Here is a 19,264-nt window from a genome sequence, read left to right on the forward strand (position 1 = left end):
GCGCGAAAGGGTTCGGCGGGCGCTCCCTCTACGACTCCAGCAGCCGCTGTCCCACGTACTCGCCCTCCGCCGCCCCGCCCGGGACCGCGAACACCCCGCTCGCCTCGTGCCGGAGGAAGGGCGACAGGGCGTCTCCCCGGTCGAGCTTGCGCTGCACCGGCACGAAACCGCGGAACGGGTCCGCCTGCCAGCAGACGAAGAGGAGCCCCGCGTCCGGAGCGCCGTCCTCCGCGATGCCGTCGTGGTACGAGAACGGGCGGCGCAGCATGGCGGCCCCGCCGTTCTTCTCGGGCGAGGAGATCCGGGCGTGGGCGTTGTCGGGGATCACGAGCCTGCCGTCCGGGCCCGCCTTGTCGAGGTCCATCTCCGTGGTCTCGGTCCCCCCGCTCAGGGGCGCCCCGTCCGCCTTGCGCCGCCCGATGACCCGCTCCTGGCGCTCCACCGGAAGCTTCTCCCAGTCGTCCAGGAGCATCCTGATCCGGCGGACGACGGCGTACGAGCCGCCCTCCATCCACTCCTGCGGCTCTCCGGGGGACGCGGGGACGAAGACGCGACGGTCGAAGTCCTCGTCGGCCGGCTTCGGGTTGCCGGTCCCGTCGATCTGGCCCATCAGATTGCGGGCGGTCATCGGCCGGGCGGTCGCGCCGGGGGTGCGGTTGAAGCCGTTCATCTGCCACCGCACCCGTGCCGTGCCCGTGGTTTCCTTCTGGAGGGCCCGCAGCGCGTGGAAGGCGACCAGCGCGTCGTCCGCGCCGATCTGCACCCACAGGTCGCCGTTCGAACGCTCTGCGTGGAGGGCGTCGGCGGAGAACGCGGGCAGCGGGTCGAGCGCGGCGGGCAGGCGGGCGGTCAGACCGGTGCGCGCGAAGAACGTACGGCCGAAGCCGAAGGTGACGGTCAGGGACGACGGCCCCGCGTCCAGGGCGATCCCGGTGTCGTGTCCGGGGCCGTCCGGCCCGCCCGCGGTGGGGCGGCCCGCCATCAGCTCCTTCGCCACCGCGGACCAGCGCCGCAGCAGAGCCGCCGCCTCCTTGCGCCCGGCACCCGCCGCCAGGTCGAAGGAGACGAGATGGCCCCGGGCCTGAAGCGGAGTGGTGATCCCCGGTTGGTGTTTCCCGTGAAACATCGCCTCGGTCGCCCCGACGGTCGTCAGCGCGACCGTCTCCTCGGGGCGGGTGGCGGCGTAACCGGCGGCCCCGCCCCCGGCTCCGAGCACCAGCCCCGTGGCGCCCGCCGCACCGGCCGTGCCCAGGAGCCGCCGCCGCGATACGCCGGTACCGCCGGTGTTGTCGGCGCCCGCGGAGCCGGTGGCGGGGCTGCCCGGGGAGCCGGTGGCGGCGGTCTCGTCCGAGGTCTGCTTCTTGTTCTTGCTCACCGTGCTCAGCTTCTTGGTCTTGCTCACCGTGCTCAGCCGATCTTCGCGTTCTTGTCGATGGTGACCTGGTCGATGTCGGAGGTCCGTACCGTCACGTCGACCTTCCAGTCCCCGGCCATCGGAATCTGCACGCCGCTCGCCGTCCAGTGCCCCTCGGCCAGCCGGTCGGGGACCACCGGCAGCGGGCCGATGTCCTTCGACTCCAGGGTGAGGGCCAGCTTCAGCTCGGGAACGTCCATCGGCTCGCCGTCGCTGCCGTCGATCCACACGTGCAGATCGTTGGACCCGGTGCGGCCGGGGTCGATGTCGATGCGGACGGTGCCCTTGCCGTTCTCGCCGCCGGTGTCGAACGGCATGCTCAGGTTGACCGGGGCGCCGCCGGCGGCGGGAGCAGTGGCCGCGGTGGCGCCGGCCGCGGCCTCCTCCTCCGTACGGCCGGGTTCGGTGGACGTCAGCATGGTGGTGACGGCCAGCAGGACGACAGCGACGGCGGCTTCGGCCAGGACCGAGCGGCGCAGTCCGGAGCGCTCCGGATCGGCGTCCCGTATCCGCTTCTTCTTCGTCGCGGTCAGAACGGCCCGCTGACGGGCCAGTTGCGCGGCGCGCTCGGGGGCGATGTCGTCGGAAGCAGCGGAAGCAGCGGAAGCGTCCTCCGACGTGACCGGGGCGGTGTTCCCCGGCTCGGTCGCGGCGTCTTCGGTCGCGGCGTCCTCCACCTCGGCCGCGGAGGGGGTGACAGCGGTGTCCGTCAGCCGTCCGGTCCAGCGCCGGGAGAACCAGGCGACCGCGAGCAGGACGGCGATCAGCGCCACCTTGAGGATCAGCAACTGCCCGTAACGCGTCCCGGTCAGCGCCGACCAGGAGCCGACCTGCCGCCAGGACTGGTAGATCCCGGTCGCCGCCAGGACCACGACACTGCCGAACGCGACCGCGGAGAAGCGCCGGACCGCGGCGCTCTTGATGTCCGGCGTCCGGTACAGCGCCACCAGGAGCGAGGCGAGCCCGCCGAGCCACGCGGCGACGGCCAACAGGTGCGCCACGTCCACCGGCATGGCGATGGACGCCTGGATGCCGGTCGAGGCGTGCTCGGACATCGCCCAGGTGGCGGCGATGCCCGCCGCGACCACCCCGCCCCCGACGGCGAGGCCGAAGGTGAGGTCCTTCTTCTCCTGCTCGTCCTCGCGCCGGGCGTACGTGCCGAAGAGCACGGCGATGAACAGGGCGGCGGCCCCGAGCAGCAGCAGCCGGGAGACGAGGGCGGCGCCGGGCTTGGTGTCCAGGACGGACTGGAGCCCGGCGAGGTCGAAGGCGTCGGCGAACTGCCCGCTGCCGGTGTACGGGTTGCGCAGCAGCAGCATGACCAGGGTCGCCGCGGTCAGCGTGAGCCAGCCGCGGACCACGAGCCGCTGCATCGGCAGGGCGGTGGCGCCGCTCCGCCAGCAGACCAGGACGAACGCGCTGCCGCCGACGAGCAGCACGAAACCGCCGTAGGCGGCGTAGCGCGCGATGTCGTAGACGACGCCGACCGGGCCGCCGCCCGCCTCCTGGGAGGACAGGGCCACCGTGGTCTCGGACGGGGCGCCGATGGAGAACGTGAACGCGCCGGAGATCGGATGGCTGTCGGCGGAGATCGCCTGCCAGGCCACGGTGTAGGTGCCGTCCGGCAGACCGGAGTGGAGCGCGACGCCGTAGCGGACGGTGGAGCCTTCGGAGAGATCGCGCGGTTCGGCCTCGGTGTCGGCGCGTTTGCCGCTGGGGTCGAGGACGCGGATGGAGTCGTCGCCCACGGCGATGGCCTCGGAGAAGCTGAGGGTGACCTCCTTGGGCGCGGTGTCCACCACCGCCCCGTCCTGCGGGTCGCTCCCGGTGAGGGCGGCGTGCGCGGACGCCGGGCCCGCGCCGGCCAGCAGCAGTCCGAAGACCAGGCTGACCAGCGCGGTGAGGAGTGCGGCGGCGGCGACGGGCCGGCGTATCGGGGACGGTCCGGCGTACGGGGCGGTGGCAGACATCGGTTCAGTCCCTCACTGCTTCTTCGGGTTGTGGGTGGTTTCCTTCACCGGCAGGTCGACCGTGATGAGGCCGGCCTTCTCGAAGTGCAGCTCGACGGAGACCTTCTCGCCCTGCTTGGGCTTCTGCTTGAGCTTCATGAACATGATGTGGTTGCCACCGCGTTCGAGGTCGAGCTCGCCGCCCGCGGGCACCTCGAACGAGGAGACCTTGCGCATCTTCTGGTTCTTCGTCTCGTGGATCGTGACGTCGTCGGAGAGCGGACTGGTCACCGAGGTGAGCCGGTCCCCGGCATCACCCTTGTTCTGGACGACGAGGAACCCGGCGGCCATGTCGCTGACGGGCTGCGGCAGATACGCGCCGACGACCTCCAGGTCGGGCGTGCTGTCCGACGAGCACCCGGCCAGCGTCAGCCCCGTGGTGAGGGCCAGGACGCCGACGAGGGCCGCGCGGCGGTTCACGGAGCCTCCCCCTTGAGCAGCTTGGGAAGGTCCTTCGTGTACTCCTCGGCGGTGGTGTCCTCGCCGTAGAGCACATATCCCTTGTCCGTCTTCGGGGAGAAGGCGATGACCTGGGCGCCGTGCATCGAGACGACGGTCCCGTCCTTCTCCTTCTTCGGCGCGTCGATGCCGATGCCGATCTGCCGCGCCCCGGCCTGGATGGTCGGGAAGTCGCCGGTGAGGCCGGTGAAGGAGGGGTCCTGGGCGGAGAGCCACGCGCCGAGCGAGGCGGGGGTGTCGCGCTCGGGGTCGGTGGTGACGAAGACGACCTGGAGCTTTTCCTGGTCGGCCTTGGGCAGTTCCCGCTTGGCGAGCGAGATGTTGCTCATGGTCAGCGGGCAGACGTCGGGGCATTTGGTGTAGCCGAAGTAGATGAGCGTCGGCTTGCCCTTGGTCGCCTCCCGGAGGTCGTACTCCTTGCCGTGGGTGTCGGTGAGGACGAGGTTCGGCTTGGTGAACGGCTGGTCGAGGACGGTCGCGGCCTTGTCCTTCGGCGCGGCGCTGACGTCGGCGACTGCCGATGAGCCCGCCTTGTCGTCACCGGTGCCGCAGGCGGAGAGGGCCAGTGCGGCCGCGGCGGCGAACGCCACGGCCGTCACTGCTTTTCTGTTGCGCATGGGATGAGGTGTCCTGAACGTGGTGCGGGTGAGGGAACCGGCCGGTCAGGCCGAGCGGCGACGTCCGGCGAGCACGCCGAACGCGATGCCACCGATGCCGATGACGATGCCGATGATGCCCAGCGTGCGGGCGGTGGTGTCGCTGGAGGAGGAGGACGCGGCGGTGCTGCTCTCCTTGGCCGACGCGTCGGTGTCGGCGGCCTTGTGGTCGTCGGTCTTCTTGGCGTCGTCGGCCGCGCCGCCGTGGCCGTCCTCGGCGGCGGCGGTCAGCTTCAGGACGGGGGCCGGGCTGTCGGGCTCCTCGCCGCCGGCCGTGGGCTCCTCGATCCAGCGGACGACTTCCTTGTTGTCGTACGTCTGGATCGCCTTGAAGACGAGCTGGTCGGCGTCCTCGGGAAGGGCGCCGACGGAGACCGGGAACTGCTGGAAGTAGCCGGGGGCGATCTCGCCCTCGTCCGCGGTCCAGGTCACCTTGGAAACGGCCTCGGTGATCTTCTTGCCGTGCACCTCAAGAGGCTTGTCGAGCTTGCTCTTGGAGATGTCGATCTTCCAGCCGGGGACGGCCTGCGGGGTCACGGACGACAGCGGGTGGTCGGCCGGGAAGTTCACTTCGAGCTTCACGGTCGAGGCCTGGTCGCGCTCGTTGGGGACCTTGAAGTTGAGCGTGGCGTATCCGCCCTTGGCGGCCTCGCCGACCGGCTGGACGCTGACGTGGGCGGCGGCCGGACCGGCGATCAGCAGGACGGTGGACGCGGCGACGCCGCCGGCGAGGGCGATACGGGAAAGCTTCATGGCAGGAATCTCCACAGGGGAAGGGGAACACGGTGGTCCGTCGCGCGGATGCGCGGCGGCATCACGACACCTCGTGGTCCGGTTCCGTGGGCGTGCGCGCACAGGAACATGCGTGCACGGGAACATGCGTGCACGGGAACATGCGTGCACGGGAACGTGCGCGGATGTGATCCGCGGGGCCGTCGGAGGTGTCGTGTCAGGCTGCGAGGGCGTACGGGGCCGGGGGCCCGCGCCTGATCACCAGGTGTTGCAGAGGATCTCCGACGGCCGGTACCGGCACATCGTCGGAGTGGCGCGGAACGCGCGGCCCGGCCATGAGCTGCTCGCGTGCCCCTGCCCGCAGTGCGCGGACGAGGGCGAGCGCGGCCCGCAGGGACCGCAGCCGGGCCCCGGCCGCCAGCGCCTGGGCGCTGTGGGCGGAGAGCCGGGCCAGTCCGAAGAGGGCGATCTCGCCGCGCCGCAGCAGCCAGCCGGTGGCGACCGCGACGAGGACGTGGGCCAGGAACATCGGCAGGCTCGGCAGCAGCGCGGAGACCGCGGCGCAGAGCTGAGCGATGCCGAAGACGCCGTCCGGGGCCACCGACGCGGCGCTCCCGACCGCTGTGGCCCCGCCGTCCGCGAGATGGCCGTGGGCCCCCGCGAGCGTCGACGGGTCGATGCCGGCGGAGGAGACGATGCGATGGGCGTCGGTCGCGTTCAGCTGCTCCGGTCCGGCACCGCAGACGAGTCCGGCGGCGAACCGGATGACCGGGTTGTCGGCGCCGGTGGGCGCGGCGGCGGCCGGGGCGTCGGCGTGGCTGCCGTACGCGAAGAGCACGTGCAGGAGGATCTGTCCGCCGACCAGCGCGCCCACGATCGACGGAAGGGAACGTTCCCGTCCGGCGAGGAGCGTGGCGACGGCGAGGACGCCGAGGAATCCGGCGAGCAGTGTCCACGCGGGGACGGGCGCTCCGGCGGCGAGCGCGTGTCCGGCCGCGGACAGCACGACGCAGGCCGCGGTGAACACCGCGGCCCTCATGAGCCGCAGACCGGCTCCTGCGTGTGCGAGAGGCGTGGACATGGCCGGGACATCATCGCACTGCACCCCCCTGTGCCGTACGGCAGGTCCGGAAGATCAGGCTCCGTCCCCAACCGTGCTTGTTGCGCCCGTTCGCGGGGGATGTACGGACCAGGGGCGGGTACCCCAGGTCACCGGTCGGACGCCCGGTGACCTGGGGTCGGGCGGTTCCATACACCGGGCGGCCGAATATCCGCATCCGCCGAATGAGGGCTCTCACACCCGATCCGTGCTTACGAAGTGCCGAGGGCGGCAATACGTATCGATACGTCGAGCCGCAGCCAGGAGGCTGAAAGATGAGCATCTGGTGGTCTCTCCATTTGCGGCGCGAAGCCGCGAGCGTCCCGCTCGCCCGTCGTTTTCTGCTCGGCACCATGGAAACCGCAGGGGTGGATCCGGACATCTCCTTCGACCTGTCGGTCGCGCTCAGCGAGGCCTGTGCGAACGCCGTCGAACACGGCGGCGACCGGACGGCTCTCGGGGAGTCGGGAGATTTCGGTTACGGACACCCTGCCGCGGACTCCGGGCAGTACCGGGTCACGGCCTATCTGGACGGCGAGAAATGCCGTATCGAGGTCAGCGACTCGGGGCCGGGCTTTCCTGCCCGCCGCGCGCTTCGCCCAGCCGCGCATTCAGTACAGCAGTCGCAGCACTCACAGCACCCACAGCAGTCACAGAACCCGCAGCAGCCACTCCCCCCGCGGGGCGCCGAAGCCGAGAGCGGCCGGGGCCTGGACCTGATCCAGCAGCTCTCGGATCACGTCCAGTTCGGCAACCGGCCGGGCCACGGCGCGGTGGTGCGCTTCGACAAGGTCCTGAAATGGCGCGAGGGCGCGCTGCTCACGGCGTAGTGAACGGCGCGCCCTCCCGAGAGGTACGGCGATGGGTCAGCCCTTCAGCCGAGCCATCCAGGCCTCGACCTCGTCCGCCTGGCGGGGCAGCGTGTCGGAGAGGTTCCGGTTGCCGTCCTCGGTGACGAGGATGTCGTCCTCGATCCGGACGCCGATGCCCCGGTACTCCTGGGGCACGGTCAGGTCGTCGGCCTGGAAGTACAGCCCCGGCTCCACGGTCAGGCAGACACCCGGCTCCAGGACGCCGTCGACGTACGCCTCGGTGCGCGCGACGGCGCAGTCGTGGACGTCCATGCCGAGCATGTGGCCCGTGCCGTGGAGGGTCCAACGGCGCTGGAGGCCGAGCTCCAGGACCTTGTCCACGTCCAGGTCGCCGAGCAGGCCCCACGCGACGAGCTTCTCGGCGAGCACGCGCTGCGAGGCGTCGTGGAAGTCGCGGAAGGTGGCGCCGGGCTTCACGGCGGCGATGCCCGCCTCCTGGGCCTCGTACACCGCGTCGTAGATCTTGCGCTGGAGCGGCGAGAAGGTGCCGTTGATCGGCAGGGTGCGCGTCACGTCGGCGGTGTAGAGGTCGTTGGTCTCCACGCCGGCGTCCAGGAGCAGCAGCTCGCCGGCGCGGACGTCACCGTCGTTGCGGACCCAGTGCAGGGTGGTGGCGTGCGGACCGGCGGCGCAGATCGAGGCGTAGCCGATGTCGTTGCCCTCGATCCGGGCGCGCAGGAAGAACGTGCCCTCGATGAAGCGCTCGCTGGTCGCCTCGGCCTTGTCGAGGCTCTTGACGACGTCCTCGAAGCCGCGCGCGGTGGCGTCGCACGCCTTCTGCAGCTCGGCGATCTCGAAGGCGTCCTTCACCAGACGGGCCTCGGAGAGGTAGACGCGCAGCTCCTCGTCGCGCTCCGCGGTGACCTTGTCGGTGAGCGCGGCCTCGACGGACGCGTCGTGGCCGCGCACGTTGCGGACCGGGCCGGTGGCCTCGGCCAGCACGGCGGTCAGCTCGCGGACGTCCTTCGCGGGGATGTTCAGCAGCTGCTCGGCCTCGGAGAGGGAGTTCCGTCGGCCTACCCACAGCTCGCCCTGGCCGTCGAGCCAGAACTCGCCGTTCTCCCGGTTGGAGCGCGGCAGCAGGTACAGGGTCGCCTCGTGGCCGCTGCCCTTCGGCTCCAGGACGAGCACGCCGTCCTGGGTCTGGTCACCGGTGAGGTACGCGTACTCGGTGGAGGCGCGGAAGGCGTACTCGGTGTCGTTGGAGCGGGTCTTCAGGTTGCCCGCGGGGATGACCAGGCGCTCGCCGGGGAAGCGGACGGAGAGTGCGGCGCGCCGGGCGGCGGTGTGCTCTGCCTGGGCGATCGGCTGGAGGTCGTGCAGCTCCGTATCGGCCCAGCCCGACTTCATGTTGTCGGCGAGCTCGTCGGAGACGCCCGGGTACAGGCCGTTCTTCCGCTGCTTGACCGGTTCCTCTGCTTCGTTCTCCTCGGTCTCCTGCTCCGGGTTCTCCGGGATGAGCTCCTCAGACACGTTTTGTCTCTCCTTGAGTACGACACTGGACCATCACCCATCGTACGGGCGTACGGATGGGGGCCCAGGGCCGAAGGACCTGTTACCGGATACCGCCGACGGATCGATCGAAGGTCAGCCGACGCGGGAGGTCAGCCGACGCGGGAGGTCAGTCGAAGTGGGAGGTCAGTCGAAGTGGGCGGCGAGGATCACGACGTCCTCGGCCGAGTCACTCCGATCGAGGCCGTCGGGCAGCATCGTGCGCAGGACATGGTCGGCGACGGCCGCCGGATCGTGTCGGGCCGACTTCGGTACGGAGGCGGCGGCGGAGTGCAGCCGGGCGAAGGCGCGGTCCATCGCGTCCCCGGTGCGGCGCAGCAGCCCGTCCGTGTAGAGCAGCACCGTTTCGCCGGGCGCCGGGCTGAACTCCACGCTCGGCGCCTCCCAGCAGGCGAGCATCCCCAGCGGGGCGGAGAGCGTGGTCTCGACGAACTCGCAGCGCCGCTCGCCGAGCACCAGGGGCGGGTTGTGCCCGGCCCCGGCCAGCACGACCTTGCGGGCGGCCGGATCGCAGTAGGCGAAGAGGGCGGTCGCGGTCCGCGCGGGTTCGGCGAGCCGCAGCAGCAGCTCCAGGTCGGAGAGGACGGCGACGGGGTCCTCGCCCTCCATCACGGCGTACGCCCGCAGGCTGGCGCGCAGTCGGCCCATGGCGGCCATGGCGCTCGGTCCGGACCCGCCCACGGAGCCGACGGCGAGGCCGAGCGTGCGGTCGGGCAGCGGCAGGGCGTCGTACCAGTCGCCGCCGCCCCGGGGGCCGGTGCGGTGCCGGGCGGCGAGCCGGATGCCGGGGACCCGGGGCAGCCGGCTGGGCAGCAGCTCCTCGGCGACGGCGGCGACATCCGCGCGGGCGCGCTCCAGCTCGATCAGGCGGGCCAGGTGCTCGGTGGCGTAGCGCGCGTAGAGGCCGACGAGGTGGCGCTGCTTCTGTGCGGGCTCGGCCGGTTCGTCGTAGAGCCAGAGGACCGCGCCGAGGCGGCCCGCCGTCTCGGAGGCGAGCGGGAGGGCGTAGCTGGCGGCGTAGCCGAGGCGGGTGGCGACTTCGCGGTGCCGGGGGTCCAGGTCCTTCTCGCCGAGCAGGTCGGGGCTGGCGACCCCGTCGGCGGTGTCCGGCCGCCCGTCGAGGACGCGGCCGAGCGCGGTGGCCGCGCGCGGCACGGTCTCGATGTTGCCGAGTTCGGCGTGGCCGAGGCCGAGGCCGAGGGTGGCGGAAGGGCCTTCGCCGTTCGCCGGCTCCAGGACGAGAAGTCCGCGGCGGGCGCCGACGAGGGCGGCTCCGGCGTGCAGCAGCTCGTTCAGGGCGTCGTCGAGGGTGTTCGTCCCGGCCAGCCGCTCGGTGAGTTCGTGCAGGGTCGTGAGGTCCGAGACCCAGCCCGCGAGCCGGTCCTGGATGAAGGCTCCGGGTGGTCCCGGGACCACCGTCAGAGGAGCGGGAGTGTGCGTTGAAACCGGAACCTCTGGATCGATTCCAGCCACTTTCGGCAGGTGTGGGGCGCTCATGGCAGCCAGCTTTCCGACCGGTGTGATTCGTCGAATAGCATCGCAAACCCCCATGTGATTCTGCGCCACTATCAATACATCCACATGTACACGCACAAGTAACCTGATGTCCAGCATTGTCCCTTCGGGTGCTGGGCGATTCGTGCTCTCTCAGTGTCGGTTAACTTGGCTGAAAATTGCACCCTATGGACGCTATTTACGATCGACTGGGGCTGCTCAACAGGGGGACCTCCGGGGTCAAGTCGCCGGAGGAGCGTCATTCCGGGCATGCTGGGTACGTAAACGGTGATGCGCGGGTGCGGTGGTGATCGCTCAGGAACCCGGCAGCGGGTTCGGGCGTCCTTACCCGTGAAGGTGACGGCCTCGCCCCGGACGGCGGGGTTCGCACCAGGGGCGGCAGGCGAGGCGCACGCCGCCCTCGCCCAGCGATCGCCGGTCCGGCTCGACCCGCTCGGTTCGACCCGCACGACTCTGCCAGGGCAGCACGACTCCGCTCGGTCGGTTCGGACCGATCGGTCAGTTCGGCCCCGTTCGGTTCGACTCCGCTCGACCCGCTCGACTCTGCTCGGTTCGGCTCTGTTTCACCCCAGATCGGTTCTATTCGGATCGGTTCCACTCGGCTCGGCTCGGCTCACGCGCGGTATCGACGGCACGCCCGTACCGCAGAACTGATGAGCGCGTACGCACAGCGAAGAGATACGCACGTGGTGTCACACACGCGTGTGTCATGTGGACTCGGCGTTCAACGGAAAGGAACGAGCGCTCATGCGCGAGATCCTCGGAAGGCGACGCAGGCTCCGGCTCCGGCGCAAGGAGGGGACCGCACGGCTCGACGCGGCCCTGACCTGTGCCACCGTATGGCAATGGCCCGTGCTCCCCGGAGTGGGGACGGCGCAGGCCGGCCCGCGCGGCGAGAGCGGCGGCCCAGGCTGCGCCTGCCCCGAACCCGACTGCGCCGTACCGGGCGCACACCCCTTCGATCCCGGCCTGCTGGCAGCCACCACGGACGAGCGCATGGTGCGCTGGTGGTGGACCCACCGCCCCACGGCCCCCGTGATGCTGGCGACCGGCGGCCGCGCGCCCTGCGCGGTGAGCCTGCCCGCCGTGGCCGGCGCCAGAGCGCTCAGCGCCCTCGATGTCCTCGGTATGCGGCTCGGCCCCGTCGTGGCGACGCCCACCCGGTGGTCGCTGCTGGTCGCCCCGTACAGCCTGGAACGGCTCGGGGAACTGCTGTACGCGAAGGACTGGGTGCCCAGCTCGCTCCGGTTCCACGGTGAGGGTGGTTATCTCGTCCTGCCGCCGTCCCGGACCGGCTCGGGCCAGGTCCGTTGGGAGCGGCCCCCCGCGAAGGCAGGGACCTCCGTCGCCGCCCCGGTGTCCCGGGGGCGGGCAAAGGGCGGTGCTCCCGCGGTCGCGGCGCCCTGGCTCCCGGACGTGGAAGCGGTCCTGGACGCCCTGGTCGAGGCGAGCACCGGCGCCCCGGGCGGCGGCAGTCGGCTGGCCCACTGAGCCAGCCGAACGGCGGGAATCGTGGCGACCGGGAGGAGCCCGGATCGCGGTGGCCGGCTCGTGGTCCGGTGTCCGGCTCACTCGAACGGGTGTGAGCCGGGCCGGATCCCCGACAAGACGGTGCCGCGCGGCCTGACGGTGCGCATTGCGTCGATATCGGCGCCCCGCCGTCAGGAATTCCGCGCAGTCGCCAGTTGCGCCATCGTGAATCTCCGCCTGATCCGTCCGACGACCGGTCCGACGGTCCGACGGTCCGACGGTCATCGGTCCGGCGGTCGCCGTCGTGTTCGCCTGCCTGGTGCCGCTGGCCGCTTCGCGGAACCCGTCGTTGCTCCGGTGCTCCGGTTGCCGTATCGGGTGATCCGGCAGCCGGGGCTCAACCGTCTGGTGGATCGCCAGAAAGGGCAGAGGAAAAGGCTCCTGATGGGCTATCCGGAGATAAATCTGTCGCCCTGTCTCCGGCGTTGCTGAAATCGTCACCGGGAATGAGCGCAGAGGCCGAATCTCTGCCTGAGTTTGATCGGTAGGCCTCTTCTGGCGGTGACGATCGCATGGACGGCATGGACGGCATGGACGGCATGGACGGCATGGACGGCATGGACGGCATGGGCGGCATGCATGGCATGGACCGCGAGGGCGACAGGTGCCGCGATGGCGCGCCGACCGGGGGCTCCGACGCGGCAGGCGGGGTTTCGGGAGCGGTGCGGCCTGCGCGCCCGGGGGTGTCACGGGGCGGTCCGCAGCAGGAAACGAAGACGCCCGGTCGCTGGCGACGGGGGATGCACCAGCGACCGGGCTTCTAGAACCGTAACAAGAGATCTGCCGTTCGCAAATTCGATCTCGCCTGTAAGGACGCCGATTTACTTGCCAGTACGGCGAGTTGTGACGAGGGTCACCGTCGGCGGCGCTCCGTCGTCACTGTCAGCTGAGGGTCACCTGGCGGTTGGTGAGACCGCCCCGGGCGCGCCGTTCCTCGGCGGTGAGCGGGGCGTCGGACGCGAGTGCCGTCGCCAGTCGCTCGGCGAACTCGACGGCGGGCTTCTCGCACGCCTCGGCCCCCATCGAGCTGGGCAGGTCCCAGACGGGGACCACGAGCCCGTGCGCCCGGAACGATCCGACCAGGCGGGTGTCGTCGCCGAGCGAGGAGGTGCCGGCGGCGTGCAGCCGGGCGAGCGCGTCGAGGAGTTGCTCCTCGGGGTGCGGCATGACCCAGCGCAGGTGGTTCTTCTCCGGGGTCTCGCACCAGTACGCGGCGTCGACGCCGGACAGCAGCGTCGTCGGGAGTGCGGCGGCGTTCGCGCGCTCCAGCGAGGCGGACACCTCCGGCGTGGCGTTCTCCGCGTCCGGAACCCAGAACTCGAATCCGGAGTGCACGTTCGGCTCGAACGTGGCGTCCGGGGCGAGGAGGTCCTGGAGGCGCGGGCCGTCGGCCGGGACGCGCCGTGCGGTGACCGGGGAGCCGGGCTGGGCTTCCAGGGCGCGCTGGAGGGTGTCCGCGAGATCGCGGCTGAGGTCGCCGGACGAGGTGTCGTTCTGCAGGGCGAGCAGGACGGAACCGTCGTCGCGGCGCAGGGCCGGCCAGGCCATCGGCAGGACCGTCGCGAGCGTCACCGACGGAACTCCCTCGGGCAGCCCGTCCTTGAGGGTCAGTTCGACCGTGGCGGCGGGCACCAGTTCGCGCAGGGCGACCCAGTCGCACTCGCCCGCGAGTCCCTCGAAGGGGCGGTGCACGAGCTCGGTCACGGCCTGGGCGGCGGCGCGTCCGTGACACGCCTTGTAGCGGCGGCCCGATCCGCACGGGCAGGGCTCACGGGCCCCGACGACCGGGATCTCACCGTCCTTGAGCTGCTGCTTCCCGGCCTTGGACTGAGGGCGCTTCTTGGCCATGGTGGGCATTCTCCCGATTGCGACAGTGCGGACTCGGCGCGAGCCTAGCCGCCCGGGGAGCGCCGCTCCTCCGCCGTGCGGGCTCGGCCCCGTCGCCCGCGCGCTCAGCCCACGTCGTCGAAAGCCTCGGAGAGGTCCAGCCCCTCGAACCCGGTGAGCCCGCCGATGCCGTTGGCGTCGATGCCACCGGTGCCGGAGCCGTTGGCACCGGTTCCGTTCGGGGCGGGGCCGGTGCCGCCGATTCCGGGCGGCTTCTTCGAGGAGACCAGGGCCCAGACGGTGACCTCGCCGGAGGAGTCGTCCCGTACGCCCCATTCCTGGGCCAGGGCGTTGATGATGTTGAGGCCCCGGCCACCGCGTGCCGTCACCGAAGGAGTGGCCGGAACCGGGCGGGTCGGGCCGCCGCCGTCCGTGACCTCCACGGTGAGCGCGCCGGCGGTGTCCACCCGCCAGGCGGCGCGGACGTCTCCGTCGCCGACGTCGGTGTGCCGCCCCAGGGGCCTGCCGTGCCGACAGGCGTTGCTGAGAAGTTCGGACAGGATCAGAACAGCGTCGTCGACGACCGCGTCCGACACTCCGTTGCCGCGCAACTGTTCACGCATCCGGTGTCGTGCCTGCCCCACGCCGGCAGGGCCATGAGGAATGGCCATGCTCGACGACGCGGGCACCTCTTGTGCCACCACCAACGCCACCCCCGAGACCTCCTTTGCCCCACGCCACGGGTTGGATGCCCCACTGAGCTGCACCGGAAACCGGCCAATGCACTGCCGGTGACGCACTCGTAACGATCGAACGCGCACCGAGTGCGCCGGTGCACACCCCGTAACAGCCGAGGTCGGGGCCCTGGCGGGTCCTCATCCGTACTAAATGCGGCCCAGTTGGGACAGAACCTGCTTCGGACGGTTGGTGATGATCGCCTCGACGCCGAGTTCGGCGCACAGGTCGACGTCGGAAGGGTCGTTCACCGTCCACACGTGCACCCGGTGCCCCGCACGGTGCAGGCGCTCGATGTATCCGGGGTGGCTGCGCACGATCCGCATGCCCGGCCCCGCGATCCGGGCCCCGGCGGGCAGCCGTCCGTCGCGCATCCGGGGCGATACGAACTGCATGAGGTACACCGTCGGCAGCGTGGGCGCGGCGGCCTGGACTCGGTGGAGGGAGCGGGCGGAGAAGCTCATGACGCGGATGGGCGAGGGCCCGTCAGCGGGCGGATCGGCCAGCCCGAAGCGCCTCAGGAGATGCAGCAGTCGCTCCTCGACCTGCCCGGCCCAGCGCGTGGGGTGCTTCGTCTCGATGGCCAGCTGGAGCGGCCGCCCGGAGGCCCGGACCTCGGTGAAGAGCTCCAGGAGCCGTTCCAGGGTGAGTACGGAGGTGAGCTCGCCCGGCACCGGATCCCAATCGGGCGACTCCTCGCGGTCCTTCCAGGAGCCGAAGTCGAGGGCGGCGAGGTCGGCGAGCTCCAGGGCCGACACGGCGCCGCGCCCGTTGGACGTACGGTTCACCCGCCGGTCGTGGACGCAGACGAGGTGGCCGTCGGCGGTGAGCCGGACATCGCATTCCAAGGCGTCGGCACCGTCCTCGATCGCCTTGCGGTAGGCGGCCAGGGTGTGCTCGGGGGCGTCGTCGGAGGCCCCGCGGTGGGCGATGACCTGGATGGAGGTGTGCGCGCTGTGCTGCCGTGCGTGGGTCACCCGCGCCATGGTGTCACCGCCGCGGGGAAGGCTGAGCACATGTCACCCTGGGGGTCCGTTTTGTCGGATGTGAAGATTGGTGTGCGGATGCACAGGTCCTGCTTACAGTGGCCCGACGTGTTGTGGGAAAAGCTGACCGCAGACACGTGCACAGCGGATTTCTTGCCGAACGCCGACTGGATGCCGAGTGGAACCGAGGAGTAAAGAGCTGTGAGCACCGAGAACGAGGGCAACGAGGGCAACGCGGTACCGGCCGTGCCGTCCGCACCTCCCGGGCCGGCCGTCACTCCCGAACCGGCGACCGACGGAACCACGCCGCCGCCGGCTCCGGCCCAGGACGCCGCGCACAAGACGGCGCACGACCCCGCGCACGACACAGCGCGCCTTCCCCTGCACGACGCCGGAGCAGCCGAGGCCGCTCCGCCCGCCCCTGGCGCGGGTGCTCCGGCACCAGGGGCGCTGGCGCACGCCGAAGCGCCGCGCCACGACCCCACGCACCAAGGCGCCCCGGCCTCTCCGGCCACGCCCGCGTACGCCCAGGGCGCCCACCAGACCCCGCCGCCGGCCCAGCCACCGCAGCATTCCCCGTACGGAGCGACGCCCGGATACGGAGCGGAGCCCGGATACGGAGCGGAGCCCGGGCTTCCCCCGGGGGCCGCGTCCTGGCCGCCGCCCCCGCCCGCCGTCCCGTCGTACGCCGACGGGGGCGCCGGTCACGCGTCCGGCGGTATCGGCAACGGCACCGGTCACGGCCCGGTCTGGGGCGCTCCGGTCCCGCCCGGATCCGAAGCCCCGGGCGGAAGGAGCGGTAAGGGCCGCGGCAGCGGTCTGGTGGCGGCCGTGGCCGTCGCGGCGCTCGTCGCGGGTGGCATCGGCGGGGCCCTCGGCTTCTGGGCTGCCGACCGGAACGACAGCAACGGCGGCGGCTCGACCACCATCTCGGCGTCGGACACCCCGAGGGACCTGAAGCGCCCGGCGGGCACGGTGGCCGGGGTCGCGGCGAAGGCGCTCCCCAGCGTGGTCACCATCGACGCGCAGGGCGGCGAGGGCGAGGGTGGCACGGGCACGGGCTTCGTGTACGACAAGGAAGGCCACATCCTCACCAACAACCACGTGGTGGCGTCCGCCGCGGAGTCCGGCGAACTGTCGGCGACCTTCTCCGACGGCAAGAAGTACGCCGCCGAGGTGGTCGGCCGGGCACAGGGCTACGACGTGGCCGTACTGAAGCTCAAGAACCCGCCCGCGGGCCTCGCCCCGCTGCCGCTGGGCAACTCGGAGGGCGTCGCGGTCGGGGACTCGACGATCGCGATCGGCGCGCCCTTCGGCCTCTCCAACACGGTCACCACGGGCATCATCAGCGCGAAGAACCGCCCGGTGGCGTCCGGGGACGGCTCCAGCAACAAGAACTCGTACATGAGCGCCCTGCAGACCGACGCCTCGATCAACCCGGGCAACTCCGGCGGCCCGCTGCTGGACGCGACGGGCGCGGTCATCGGCATCAACTCCGCGATCCAGTCGACCGGCGGCGGCCTCGGCCAGTCCCAGGCAGGCTCCATCGGCCTCGGCTTCGCGATCCCGGTCAACCAGGCCAAGAACGTCGCCGAGCAGCTGATCAAGACCGGCAAGCCGGTCTACCCGGTGATCGGCGCGACGGTCACGATGGAGGAGAAGACGGGCGGCGCGGCCATCTCCGCCGAGGGCGCGGGCGGCACCCCCGCCGTCACCCCGAACGGCCCGGCGGCGAAGGCGGGCCTGAAGGCCGGCGACGTGATCACGAAGTTCAACGACACCGTGATCGACAGCGGCCCGACCCTGATCGGCGAGATCTGGACCCGCAAGCCGGGCGAGAAGGTGACCCTGACGTACGAGCGCGACGGCAAGACGGCCACGGCCGAAGTCACCCTGGGCCAGCGCGAGGGCGACAGCTGACCGGCTAGGCTGTCCCACGCGTCGAACCGGCCCCATGCGGGCCTGACGGCCCATCGGCTTGCACAGCGACCGGACCGCCGACGCGGGGTGGGTTGCCCGAGCGGCCTAAGGGAACGGTCTTGAAAACCGTCGTGGCAGCGATGTCACCGTGGGTTCAAATCCCACACCCACCGCCAGGTAAGAGAAGTAGCAGGTCAGAGGGCGGGTCTCCGGAACGGGGGCCCGCCCTCTGTGCTCACCTTGTCTCACCTCGTGCCCCTGATTCCCGGTGCCGACCAGAGCGTGTGGGCCATGTGTGGGCCAGGATCGGCCCTACTCCTCGGCACTGAGCCCCAGCTCAACGAGCCGGTTGGCCGCCGCCGATCCGCCCTTGAGGAGCTTGGCGTAGAACCGGTAGAGCACGGCGAGACTGTGGCCGGCGCGGTAGGCGGCCTCCACCGGGTCCATGCCGGACTTGATCCATAGCGAGATGGCGGCGTGCCGCAGGGAGTACGGGACCTCTGCCAGCGCGGTCCGAAGCTCCTGCTCGCTGAGTACGACCTTCCGCGCCTCGCTCCAGACCTCGGAGTATTCGTTCGACGTCAGACGGCCGCCGCGCACCGCCCGAAACAGTCGGCCGTCCGGCGCTGCACCGAAGCGCGCGATGTGGGCGCGGACCATGCGCACGTATATCGGCGGGACGGGAACGGCCCGTACGGCTTTCCGTGCCCGGTGCTTCAGGCCTCGTTCGTCGTGGGACTTCCCGCTGTCGGTCCAGCCTCCCCCGACTTCCGGGTGGCTCTCTGACACCAGCACTTCGCCCCACGCCTCCGGCTCGCTCTCAGACGGCAGGATGAAGTCCGACTCCTTGAGCGCCGCGGCTTCGCCGGGGCGCGTCGCCACGTAGTAGACGGCCCCGTAGAACGCCTCCAGATGCTCACCACGGGGACCTTGCGCGGCCACGGCGGCGAGCAACGCGCGAGCGATTCGAGGGCCCGGTACCCACCGGAAATCGACCTCATCCGAAGTCTGGGGAGCAGCCCAGTCCACCGACAGAAACGGGTGGCGGGTGAGGAGGGCGCGTTCCTCAACCGCGAAGCGGAAGGCGTTGCTCAGCACCATGCGCTTCCGGTTGGCGGTGTTCTCCGCCGCGTGCTTCCCGTTCAGGAGCCGGGAAAGGGCCGCGAGCGCCGCGCGTACGTGCTCCGGCTTCGCAGCTTCGTCCACCCGCATCGAATGCTGAGCAACCCAATCCAACGCCTTCCGGACGTCTGCGGGAGGCTCCTGGGCGTCGGCTCGCGAGACGAGTTGACCCTTCGGACCGTCCACGGCTCGGAACGCCCACTGGTACAGAGCAGCACGGAGCACGCGGGCATCAGGTCGGGTGCCGGTGCCGGTCGTGAAGACAGGCGTTACGACGGCAAGGGATTCCGCGATGCTCGCCCGATGCTTCGCCGCCGCACCAGGCCACTTCATCAGCGCGTACGCCCTGGCGTGCTCGAACCACGTCGGCATCGCGAGGGCGGCAAGCTCCTTCTCGGGGAGCCCGGTCGCCTCGTCGAACTGCTGCCCCGCTCGCAGAGCGGACATGAGCTGTGAGCGCCGACCGTCAGCCTGCGGTTTGAGGGTGAAGCTCTTCGAGTGCCCCTCGGCTCCGACGCGCCAGCGGAGCTCCCAGGGCTTCGGCCGGCCTTTCCGTTGCCGGATGGACCAGATGACGACGTCGAAGGTGAGCATGTCTCTCCATGAAGAGAGGGCCCGCCGTGGCGGGCCCTCTCAGATCTGGTCGGTGCGGACTTAGGCAGCTTCCTCGTACCTGGCGAGCCAGGCGTCGAGGTCGGCACGGCGTACGCGCACCTGATGGTTGGGGAGCTTGATGAGCTTGGGCGCGAGGCCCCGGGCGCGCAGGCGGTAGAAGGCGGCGCGACTCATGTTGAGTTCGATGAGGACTTCGGGCAGCTTCAGCATTTGGGGGCGGGCCACGTTGCGACTCCTCTTCGAGGTGGTCTCTCGTCTTCG

Annotated in this window: 17 protein-coding genes and 1 tRNA gene; 5 read left to right on the top strand and 13 right to left on the bottom strand. The window is 71.1% G+C overall.

From position 1 onward, the window contains the following. Positions 1 to 28: 28 nt before the first annotated feature. The 6 genes from efeB to ACIRJT_RS15750 form a co-directional block, all read right to left on the bottom strand. A complete protein-coding gene (gene efeB, locus ACIRJT_RS15725) occupies positions 29 to 1,375 on the bottom strand; it encodes an iron uptake transporter deferrochelatase/peroxidase subunit (RefSeq protein ID WP_403909879.1) in 1,347 nt (448 codons plus the stop codon). A gap of 32 nt (positions 1,376 to 1,407) precedes the next feature. Beyond that, a complete protein-coding gene (locus tag ACIRJT_RS15730) occupies positions 1,408 to 3,384 on the bottom strand; it encodes a copper resistance CopC/CopD family protein (RefSeq protein WP_403909149.1) in 1,977 nt (658 codons plus the stop codon). A 12-nt stretch (positions 3,385 to 3,396) separates the two neighbouring features. Beyond that, positions 3,397 to 3,843, bottom strand: a complete 447-nt coding sequence (locus ACIRJT_RS15735; RefSeq protein WP_403909152.1) for a copper chaperone PCu(A)C — start codon at positions 3,841 to 3,843, stop codon at positions 3,397 to 3,399. Then, entirely contained in the window at positions 3,840 to 4,499 is a 660-nt protein-coding gene (locus ACIRJT_RS15740) for an SCO family protein (RefSeq protein WP_403909155.1), read from the bottom strand. Before ACIRJT_RS15740 ends, ACIRJT_RS15735 begins: the two co-directional genes overlap by 4 nt. Positions 4,500 to 4,544: 45 nt before the next feature. Further along, a complete protein-coding gene (locus tag ACIRJT_RS15745; RefSeq protein WP_403909157.1) occupies positions 4,545 to 5,291 on the bottom strand; it encodes a YcnI family protein in 747 nt (248 codons plus the stop codon). Between the two features lie 196 nt (positions 5,292 to 5,487). After that, a complete protein-coding gene (locus tag ACIRJT_RS15750; protein WP_403909160.1) occupies positions 5,488 to 6,351 on the bottom strand; it encodes a hypothetical protein in 864 nt (287 codons plus the stop codon). Positions 6,352 to 6,644: 293 nt separating this feature from the next. Between ACIRJT_RS15750 and ACIRJT_RS15755 the strand changes: the two genes are divergently transcribed. Further along, positions 6,645 to 7,199: an ATP-binding protein gene (locus ACIRJT_RS15755; RefSeq protein ID WP_403909163.1), complete on the top strand. Its 555-nt coding sequence runs from the start codon at positions 6,645 to 6,647 to the stop codon at positions 7,197 to 7,199. Positions 7,200 to 7,235: 36 nt separating this feature from the next. Here the strand turns inward: ACIRJT_RS15755 and ACIRJT_RS15760 are convergent, their stop codons facing one another. Next, complete coding sequence (locus ACIRJT_RS15760) at positions 7,236 to 8,714, bottom strand: aminopeptidase P family protein (protein ID WP_403909166.1); 1,479 nt, start codon at positions 8,712 to 8,714, stop codon at positions 7,236 to 7,238. Positions 8,715 to 8,879: 165 nt separating this feature from the next. Further along, positions 8,880 to 10,367 carry a PP2C family protein-serine/threonine phosphatase gene (locus ACIRJT_RS15765; RefSeq protein WP_403909169.1) on the bottom strand — a complete coding sequence of 496 codons (1,488 nt, stop codon included), beginning with the start codon at positions 10,365 to 10,367 and terminating at the stop codon, positions 8,880 to 8,882. 648 nt (positions 10,368 to 11,015) lie between these two features. Between ACIRJT_RS15765 and ACIRJT_RS15770 the strand changes: the two genes are divergently transcribed. Then, entirely contained in the window at positions 11,016 to 11,759 is a 744-nt protein-coding gene (locus ACIRJT_RS15770) for a bifunctional DNA primase/polymerase (RefSeq protein ID WP_403909172.1), read from the top strand. A gap of 551 nt (positions 11,760 to 12,310) precedes the next feature. Then, positions 12,311 to 12,562 carry a hypothetical protein gene (locus ACIRJT_RS15775; RefSeq protein WP_403909175.1) on the top strand — a complete coding sequence of 84 codons (252 nt, stop codon included), beginning with the start codon at positions 12,311 to 12,313 and terminating at the stop codon, positions 12,560 to 12,562. Between the two features lie 118 nt (positions 12,563 to 12,680). Here the strand turns inward: ACIRJT_RS15775 and ACIRJT_RS15780 are convergent, their stop codons facing one another. The 3 genes from ACIRJT_RS15780 to ACIRJT_RS15790 all read right to left on the bottom strand — a co-directional run bounded on the left by ACIRJT_RS15780 (position 12,681) and on the right by ACIRJT_RS15790 (position 15,346). Further along, on the bottom strand, positions 12,681 to 13,646 hold the full coding sequence (locus ACIRJT_RS15780; protein WP_403909178.1) for a DUF5926 family protein: 966 nt from the start codon (positions 13,644 to 13,646) through the stop codon (positions 12,681 to 12,683). 104 nt (positions 13,647 to 13,750) lie between these two features. Next, on the bottom strand, positions 13,751 to 14,425 hold the full coding sequence (locus ACIRJT_RS15785; protein WP_403909181.1) for an ATP-binding protein: 675 nt from the start codon (positions 14,423 to 14,425) through the stop codon (positions 13,751 to 13,753). Between the two features lie 84 nt (positions 14,426 to 14,509). Further along, on the bottom strand, positions 14,510 to 15,346 hold the full coding sequence (locus ACIRJT_RS15790) for a glycerophosphodiester phosphodiesterase (RefSeq protein WP_403909882.1): 837 nt from the start codon (positions 15,344 to 15,346) through the stop codon (positions 14,510 to 14,512). A gap of 201 nt (positions 15,347 to 15,547) precedes the next feature. Here ACIRJT_RS15790 and ACIRJT_RS15795 point away from each other — a divergent pair, with 201 nt between their 5' ends. Both ACIRJT_RS15795 and ACIRJT_RS15800 read left to right on the top strand, forming a co-directional pair. Then, complete coding sequence (locus tag ACIRJT_RS15795) at positions 15,548 to 17,266, top strand: S1C family serine protease (protein ID WP_403909183.1); 1,719 nt, start codon at positions 15,548 to 15,550, stop codon at positions 17,264 to 17,266. Between the two features lie 86 nt (positions 17,267 to 17,352). Beyond that, positions 17,353 to 17,442, top strand: a tRNA-Ser gene (locus ACIRJT_RS15800). Between the two features lie 136 nt (positions 17,443 to 17,578). Here the strand turns inward: ACIRJT_RS15800 and ACIRJT_RS15805 are convergent. Both ACIRJT_RS15805 and ACIRJT_RS15810 read right to left on the bottom strand, forming a co-directional pair. Further along, positions 17,579 to 18,982, bottom strand: coding sequence for a site-specific integrase (locus ACIRJT_RS15805; protein ID WP_403909186.1), 1,404 nt, complete (start codon positions 18,980 to 18,982; stop codon positions 17,579 to 17,581). A gap of 60 nt (positions 18,983 to 19,042) precedes the next feature. Beyond that, entirely contained in the window at positions 19,043 to 19,228 is a 186-nt protein-coding gene (locus ACIRJT_RS15810; RefSeq protein ID WP_267942103.1) for an AlpA family transcriptional regulator, read from the bottom strand. Positions 19,229 to 19,264 lie beyond the last annotated feature (36 nt).

Source organism: Streptomyces sp. NPDC102283, from assembly GCF_044766265.1.
GTDB lineage: Bacteria > Actinomycetota > Actinomycetes > Streptomycetales > Streptomycetaceae > Streptomyces.